The sequence below is a fragment of the Pseudarthrobacter sp. MDT1-56 genome, assembly GCF_059383555.1.
The window spans coordinates 21749-28392 of the sequence record NZ_JBWZCK010000019.1 but is presented as its reverse complement, the minus strand read 5'-3'; the positions used below and the strand labels follow the sequence as shown (position 1 = coordinate 28392).

7 protein-coding genes and 1 riboswitch are annotated in these 6644 nt (G+C 69.6%); of the genes, 6 read left to right on the top strand and 1 reads right to left on the bottom strand.

Going from position 1 to position 6644, the window contains the following annotated elements:
* Positions 1–229: hypothetical protein (locus AC50YC_RS18980; protein WP_494954835.1), on the bottom strand; the 229-nt coding region annotated here is incomplete at its 3' end.
* A 283-nt stretch (positions 230–512) separates the two neighbouring features.
* Here AC50YC_RS18980 and def point away from each other — a divergent pair.
* From def to AC50YC_RS18950, 6 genes are all read left to right on the top strand, one after another.
* On the top strand, positions 513–1109 hold the full coding sequence (def, locus tag AC50YC_RS18975) for a peptide deformylase (protein ID WP_494954834.1): 597 nt from the start codon (positions 513–515) through the stop codon (positions 1107–1109).
* Positions 1106–2026, top strand: a complete 921-nt coding sequence (gene fmt, locus AC50YC_RS18970; RefSeq protein WP_494954833.1) for a methionyl-tRNA formyltransferase — start codon at positions 1106–1108, stop codon at positions 2024–2026. The genes def and fmt overlap by 4 nt, the downstream gene beginning before the upstream one ends.
* Positions 2023–3633 carry an RsmB/NOP family class I SAM-dependent RNA methyltransferase gene (locus tag AC50YC_RS18965; protein ID WP_494954832.1) on the top strand — a complete coding sequence of 537 codons (1611 nt, stop codon included), beginning with the start codon at positions 2023–2025 and terminating at the stop codon, positions 3631–3633. Before fmt ends, AC50YC_RS18965 begins: the two co-directional genes overlap by 4 nt.
* A gap of 74 nt (positions 3634–3707) precedes the next feature.
* A complete protein-coding gene (rpe, locus tag AC50YC_RS18960; RefSeq protein ID WP_494954831.1) occupies positions 3708–4364 on the top strand; it encodes a ribulose-phosphate 3-epimerase in 657 nt (218 codons plus the stop codon).
* Between the two features lie 102 nt (positions 4365–4466).
* Positions 4467–4617, top strand: a riboswitch (FMN riboswitch).
* Between the two features lie 155 nt (positions 4618–4772).
* On the top strand, positions 4773–5978 hold the full coding sequence (gene ribD / locus AC50YC_RS18955) for a bifunctional diaminohydroxyphosphoribosylaminopyrimidine deaminase/5-amino-6-(5-phosphoribosylamino)uracil reductase RibD (protein ID WP_494954830.1): 1206 nt from the start codon (positions 4773–4775) through the stop codon (positions 5976–5978).
* Positions 5978–6634: a riboflavin synthase gene (locus AC50YC_RS18950; RefSeq protein WP_494954829.1), complete on the top strand. Its 657-nt coding sequence runs from the start codon at positions 5978–5980 to the stop codon at positions 6632–6634. The genes ribD and AC50YC_RS18950 overlap by 1 nt, the downstream gene beginning before the upstream one ends.
* Positions 6635–6644 lie beyond the last annotated feature (10 nt).

Genomic DNA, 6644 nt, shown 5'->3' with positions numbered 1-6644 from the left:
CCACGACCCGCGAGAGCTCCTCCACCGTGCCCGCGAAATCCGAAGCGGCCAGGAAGTCCAGCAGCGCCGCGTCCTCGACCGCCGTCAAACCCACTTCCCGGAGTATGACGAGGGCCTCTTCCACACCGTCCATACCGGGCTGTCCGGCCCGGGAGGTACCGCGGCCGGTGCTGTGTTCAGCGTCCCGGCCCGTGTCCTCGAAAGGAATGAAATCCCTGACGGTTTCCATGAATCCAATCTACTTCGGGGGTGCGACACTAATAGCCGGATCGAACTGGGGCTGCAGATTTGCGGCGATTATCCCTGCTGCCACCCTGCCAGCTATTCTTTCTGCCACCCTGCCCAGCCCGGCCACGCCCGCCGCGGTCCCCCCGCGATCCCGCGCCGAACCTCGCCCGGGACGCCGATCCGCCCCGTCCAAGCCGATTCCTCGAACCCGTCCGGGTCGAGGTCCGGTGTGCAACTAAACTGGACTGGATCCCGTCGCCGCCCACTGTAAGGACAGATTGCACATGGCCATTTTGAATATCCGCATCATCGGGGATCCTGTGCTGCGCACAGTTGCCGATCCCGTGACGGAATTCGGGCCTGAGCTGGCGAAGCTTGTTGCCGACATGACCGAAACCATGGAGGACGTGGACGGGGCAGGCCTGGCCGCACCCCAGGTCGGCGTCAGCCAGCGCGTCTTCACCTACCGCATCGGCGGCATCGAGGGACACATCATCAACCCCGTGCTGGAAAACAGTGACGACTTCCAGCCTGACGAGGTCGAGGGTTGCCTTTCCATCCCCGGCCTCGGCTTCGCGGTCCGCCGGCACCGGCACACCCGCGTCACCGGCGTCGACCTGCACGGCAACCCCGTCACGGTGGAAGGCGAAGGCATGCTGGCGCGAGCGTTCCAGCACGAAACGGACCACCTCGACGGCATCCTCTTCACGGACCGGCTGGAAGGTGACGACCGGAAGACCGCGCTGCGCGCTATCCGGAATGCCAACTACGACTCCATCACCGAACAGACGACGGCGAAGCGCGCCCGGACGGTCGGCACCAGCTTCGGTTCGGGCAACGCAGGCTCGGGCAGCTTCGGCTCCTTCGGTAACTCCCAGTGAGGGTTCTCTTCGCCGGGACGCCGGCCGTGGCCGTGCCGTCCCTCGACGCGCTCGTCGAAGCAGGATTCGACGTCGTTGCCGTCCTCACCCGCCCGGACGCGCCGCTCGGACGCAAACGCGTTCTGACGCCGTCGCCCGTTGCTGCCCGGGCTGCGGAACTGGGCCTCAAGATCATCCACGCCTCCAAGGTCGATGCAGCGGTGACGGAACAGATCGCGGCTGCCGCCCCCGACGTCGCCGCCATCGTGGCCTACGGCGGGCTCATTCCCCGGCCTGCCCTGGACATTCCCCGGCACGGCTGGATCAACCTGCATTTCTCCCTGCTGCCGGCCTGGCGCGGCGCGGCGCCCGTGCAGCGCTCCCTGATCGCCGGGGATGACGTGACCGGTGCCGTCACCTTCCTGCTGGAGGAAGGGCTGGACACCGGCCCGGTGTTCGGCACCCTCACCGAAGCCGTACGGCCCGAAGACACCGCCGGTGCGCTGCTTGAGCGGTTGTCCCACAGCGGCGCCGTGCTGCTGACCCAGACGCTGGCCGCCGTCGACGCCGGCCAGGCCGCCGCGGTGCCTCAGCAGGGCGACGTCAGCCTCGCCCCAAAACTCACCCTCGAGGACGGCCGGCTCGACTGGCAGCAGCCAGCCCTGGCGATCGGACGGCGGGCCCGCGGGGTCACCCCTGAACCCGGTGCGTGGACCACCCTCGACGGCCAGCGGATCAAGCTGGAACCGGTGATTCTGCGGACGGGCGGTCCGGCGTTGAAACCCGGACACCTGGCCCTGGAGGGCAAGAGCGTGCTGGTGGGGACCGGCTCACACCCGGTGGAACTGACCCGGGTCCAGCCGTCGGGGAAGAAAATGATGACCGCCGCCGACTGGGCGCGCGGACAGGCAACACTTGAAAGCGTGGTATTCGAATGAGCGAGTCCGGGACGAGCGGCAGCGGCCGCGGCAACGGCCCCCAGCGTGGCGGATCAGGCGGCCAGCGCGGCGCCGGCCAGGGCGGCCAGAGTGGCCGCGGCCGGGACGGCAGCCAGCGGAACGCGCAGGGACGGGAACGCAACCGTGGACCGCAGCGCGGTTTCACCGAGAACGCGCCGGCCCAGCGCACCCGCCGGGCGGACCCTGCCCGGCTCGTGGCCTTCGAAGTCCTGCGCGCCGTCGCCGCCGAGGACGCCTACGCCAACCTCGTGCTGCCCGCCCGGATCCGGCACCATGGACTGGACAAGCGCGACGCCGGCTTCGCCACGGAGCTGAGCTACGGGGCACTGCGCGGCCAGGGCACCTATGACGCGATCCTGGCCCGCTGCGTGGACCGGCCGCTGGACCAGCTGGATCCGGCCATCCTCGACGCGCTCCGGATCGGCGCCCACCAGTTGCTGGCCATGCGCGTCCCCGCCCACGCCGCCCTGGACCAAACCGTGGGCCTGGCCCGCGCGGTGATCGGCGCCGGACCGTCGGCGCTCATCAACGCCGTGCTGCGCAAGGTGTCCGCCCGCACGCTCGAGGAGTGGCTGGAACTGCTGCTCAGCAACGAGACCGACGAAACCAAAAAAGCCGCCATCCGCTACGCCCACCCGGAGTGGATCGTCCGGGCCCTCCGGCAGTCCCTGGTGGCCCACGGGCGTCCGGTCAGCGAAATCAGTGACCTCCTCGAGGCGGACAACGCCGCTCCGGTGGTCAACCTCGTGGCATTGCCGGGGCTCGGCAGCCTGGACGAGGCCCTCGAAGGCGGTGCCACGCCCGGCGAACTCGTCGAAGGCTCGGCACTCTCCAGCGGCGGAGACCTCGGCCGGCTCGCCTCCGTCCGCGAAGGCACCACCCGCGTCCAGGACGTTGGCTCCCAGCTCGTGGCCCGCGCCATGGCCGCCGTCGACCTTGGCGCCGCCGGGACAGCCGGCAACGGCGGCCCCGGCACGGAAAAGGCAGCTGAACGCTGGCTGGACATGTGCGCCGGCCCCGGCGGCAAGGCGGCCCTGCTCGGCGCACTCGCCCGGGAGCAGGGCGCCACCCTGCTCGCCAACGAACCCGCAGCCCACCGCGCCAAACTGGTCCGCCAGGCCCTCGCCGCCGTGCCACACGAGGTCTGGCATGTGCGGACCGGCGACGGCCGCGAGGTGGGCACGGAAATGCCGGAGAGCTTTGACCGCGTACTCGTCGACGCGCCCTGCACTGGACTCGGCGCCCTGCGCCGCCGTCCGGAATCCCGTTGGCGCCGGACGCCCAAGGACCTGACCGACCTCGGCCCGCTGCAGCGCGAGCTGCTCAAGTCCGCGCTGGCAGCCGTCAAGCCCGGGGGCGTGGTGGCCTACGTGACATGCTCGCCGCACCCGGCGGAGACAACCGCGGTCGTTAGCGATGTCATGCGCAAACGTGAGGACCTCGAACTGCTCGACGCCGGTGCGGTGCTGGACAGTGTCAGCCTGACCGGCCACCTCGACGCAGGCCACGAGCTCACCGCCCAGCTCTGGCCGCATGTGCACCGGACAGACGCCATGTTCCTGGCGCTCATCCACAAAAAGGCCTGACCAACAGGGAATACTGGGGCACTGGAGCCCGCGCCTTCCACAGGACATCACAGCAGAACGACAAGGAATTCCACATGGCCAAGAGCTGTATCCACCCGAGCATTCTCTCCGCAGACTTCGCCAACCTCGAAGCCGAACTGCGAAAAATCAGCACCGCGGATGCGGTGCACGTCGATGTCATGGACAACCACTTCGTGCCCAACCTCTCGCTGGGGTTGCCGGTGGTGGCGCGCTTGCAGGAGGTCAGCCCGGTGCCGCTGGATGCCCACCTGATGATCGAGCACGCGGACCGCTGGGCGCCGGCCTACGCCGACGCGGGGGTCGCCTCCGTGACGTTCCACGCCGAGGCATCGATTGCGCCGATCAAGCTGGCGAGGGAGATTCGGGCCCGCGGGGCAAAGGCAGGGCTGGCGCTCCGGCCGGGCAGCGGTGTGGAGCCCTTCCTGGACCTGCTCGGTGAGATCGACATGCTGCTGATCATGACCGTGGAACCGGGATTTGGCGGCCAGGAATTCCTGGACCTAACGCTGCCGAAGATCCGCCGGGCCCGCGCGGCGATTGACGCCTCGGGGCTGGACGTGGCGTTGCAGGTCGACGGCGGCATCACCGAGGACACCATCTGGCGTGCCGCGGACGCCGGCGCCAACGTCTTCGTGGCCGGTTCCGCCGTCTACGGTGCCGATGATCCTGCCGAGGCCATCAAACGCCTCCGCGCCTCCGGCCAGCGCTAGCCGCACCGCCGGCAGGACGCGGTGAAAATGACGCACCCCGTAACATCCTGCGGGCGGGAATAGCTAAAGCTACCCCGCGGTTGTGCCAGAATAGCAAGACACATACGTGCTCCGGGGTCGGTGTAAGTCCGAACCGGCGGTTATAGTCCGCGACCCGCGAGCCGGCGCTTCCTTCGGGAAGGCTGCCGGCAGACGGTTGAACCGGTGGAACTCCGGTACCGACAGTTAAAGTCTGGATGAGAGAAGCACGTACAGCTGTTACTGCGGTGCCCCTCGTGGCGCCGTGGAAGTTCGCTGTCGTATACCCCCGGAGCCATCGCGGCTTTTGAGGGAAGGAACGACACACATGCACTCTCTGCGATGGCTCTTCACCACCACTTCGGTCTTCGAAAGCCCGGTGGCAGGTTGATGAGCGTCCAACACTCCACACCAGAGACGGCGGACGACGCCGCGGCCCTGACCGCTGCCGGTTTCAGCGCGGGCGAGGTCGCCGCCATGGATGCCGCCCTCGCAGCAGCCCGGCAGGGGCCCCGTGGCGCGAACCCGCTGGTCGGCGCCGTCGTGATCAACGCTGACGGGGCCCGCATAGTCACGGGCTACCACCGCGGAGCCGGCACCGCCCACGCGGAAGCCGACGCGATCGACCAGGCGTCGGCCGCGGGCCTGGACCTCAGCGGCACCACGATGGTGGTCACGCTGGAGCCCTGCAACCACTGCGGACGCACAGGACCCTGCGCCCAGGCGATCATCGGGGCCGGCATCGCGGACGTCGTCTACGCGATCGACGATCCGCACGACCCCGCCGCCGGCGGCGCAGCCACCCTGCGCGCCGCGGGAGTCCTCGTCCGCTCCGGACTCGGCGCCGAGGCCGCCTTGGAGCTGAACCGGCGCTGGTTCGACGCCGTTGCCGCCACGCGCCCCTTTGTCACCCTGCACATCGCGCAGACCCTCGACAGCCGCATCGCGGCCAATGACGGCACCAGCCAGTGGATTTCCAGCCCGGAATCGCTCGCCGACAACCACGCCCTGCGCGGCCGGATCGACGCGATCCTGGTCGGAACCCAGACGGTGCTGGTCGACAACCCCCGGCTCACCGCCCGCGGTCCCGACGGCGAACCGGCCAGCCGCCAGCCGCTGCGGGTCGTGATGGGCTACCGGGGGATTCCCGAGGGCGCGGCAATCAACGGCGACGACGGCAAGGTCCTCCACCTGGCGACGCGTGATCCGCGGGAAGCCCTGGATGAACTGTTCTCCGCCGGAGTCCGCCACCTCATGGTGGAAGGCGGCTCCCGGATCCTGAGTGCCTTCCTCGCCGCTGGGCTCGTGGACGAACTCATCGTCTACCTCGCCCCGACGCTCCTCGGCTCCGGAACCCCGGCACTGGAGGACCTGGGCATTACCACCCTGGCCGACGCCCAGCAGTGGGAATGGGATCCCGCGTCCGGGGGCGCGGTCCGGCAGCTCGGCCGCGACCTGCGGCTGCACCTGAGTCCAGCCCCGACATACAGCGCCCGCACAGACAGCGCGCTGGCGCCCGTGCCGGCCGCCACCAACACTTCAGCCGATTCAACCCCGCTCCGCACAGGCGCGGACACCGCCGCAGGAGGCAACTGATGTTCACCGGAATTATTGCCGAGCAGGGGAAGGTGTTGTCCGTTGACCGCAGCGGCGACATCAGCGCCACCGTCCGGCTCCACGCGCCCGGCAGCACCGAGGGACTCGCGCTCGGCGGCTCCATCGCCGTCAACGGCGTCTGCCTCACGGCCACGGAGATCGACGGCAAGGACTTCAGCGTTGACGTGATGGGCGAAACCCTGACCCGCAGCACCATCGGCGAACTCGCCGCCGGGGACCCCGTCAACCTGGAGCGCTGCGTGCCGGCCGGAGGCAGGCTCGACGGGCACGTCGTCCAGGGCCACGTCGACGGCGTCGGGCAGCTGCTGGAGCGCGAGGCGCTGGGCAACTGGGACCGGCTCCGCTTCGGCGTTCCCGCCGGTCTGGCGCGCTACATCGCCGAGAAGGGGTCCATCGCCGTCGACGGCGTTTCGCTGACGGTGACCGCCGTGAGCCCGGCCGCCGACCCGGCGCCGTGGTTCGAAGTGGGGCTGATCCCCACCACGCTGGCGGACACCGGGCTGGGCGCGAAAGCCCCCGGCAGCCACGTGAACCTCGAAGTGGACGTGCTGGCGAAGTACACTGAGCGTCTGCTCGCCTTTTCAGGTGCGGCAGCCGGGGGAGCAGCAGTACGCGCGGAGGGGGCAACAGCGTGAACAACGTCAA

Bases quoted from the DNA above. Each gene is read 5' to 3' on its own strand.
- def (WP_494954834.1), top strand. From the start codon at position 513: ATGGCCATTTTGAATATCCGCATCATCGGGGATCCTGTGCTGCGCACA.
- AC50YC_RS18965 (WP_494954832.1), top strand. From the start codon at position 2,023: ATGAGCGAGTCCGGGACGAGCGGCAGCGGCCGCGGCAACGGCCCCCAG.
- AC50YC_RS18950 (WP_494954829.1), top strand. From the start codon at position 5,978: ATGTTCACCGGAATTATTGCCGAGCAGGGGAAGGTGTTGTCCGTTGAC.
- ribD (WP_494954830.1), top strand. From the start codon at position 4,773: ATGAGCGTCCAACACTCCACACCAGAGACGGCGGACGACGCCGCGGCC.
- rpe (WP_494954831.1), top strand. From the start codon at position 3,708: ATGGCCAAGAGCTGTATCCACCCGAGCATTCTCTCCGCAGACTTCGCC.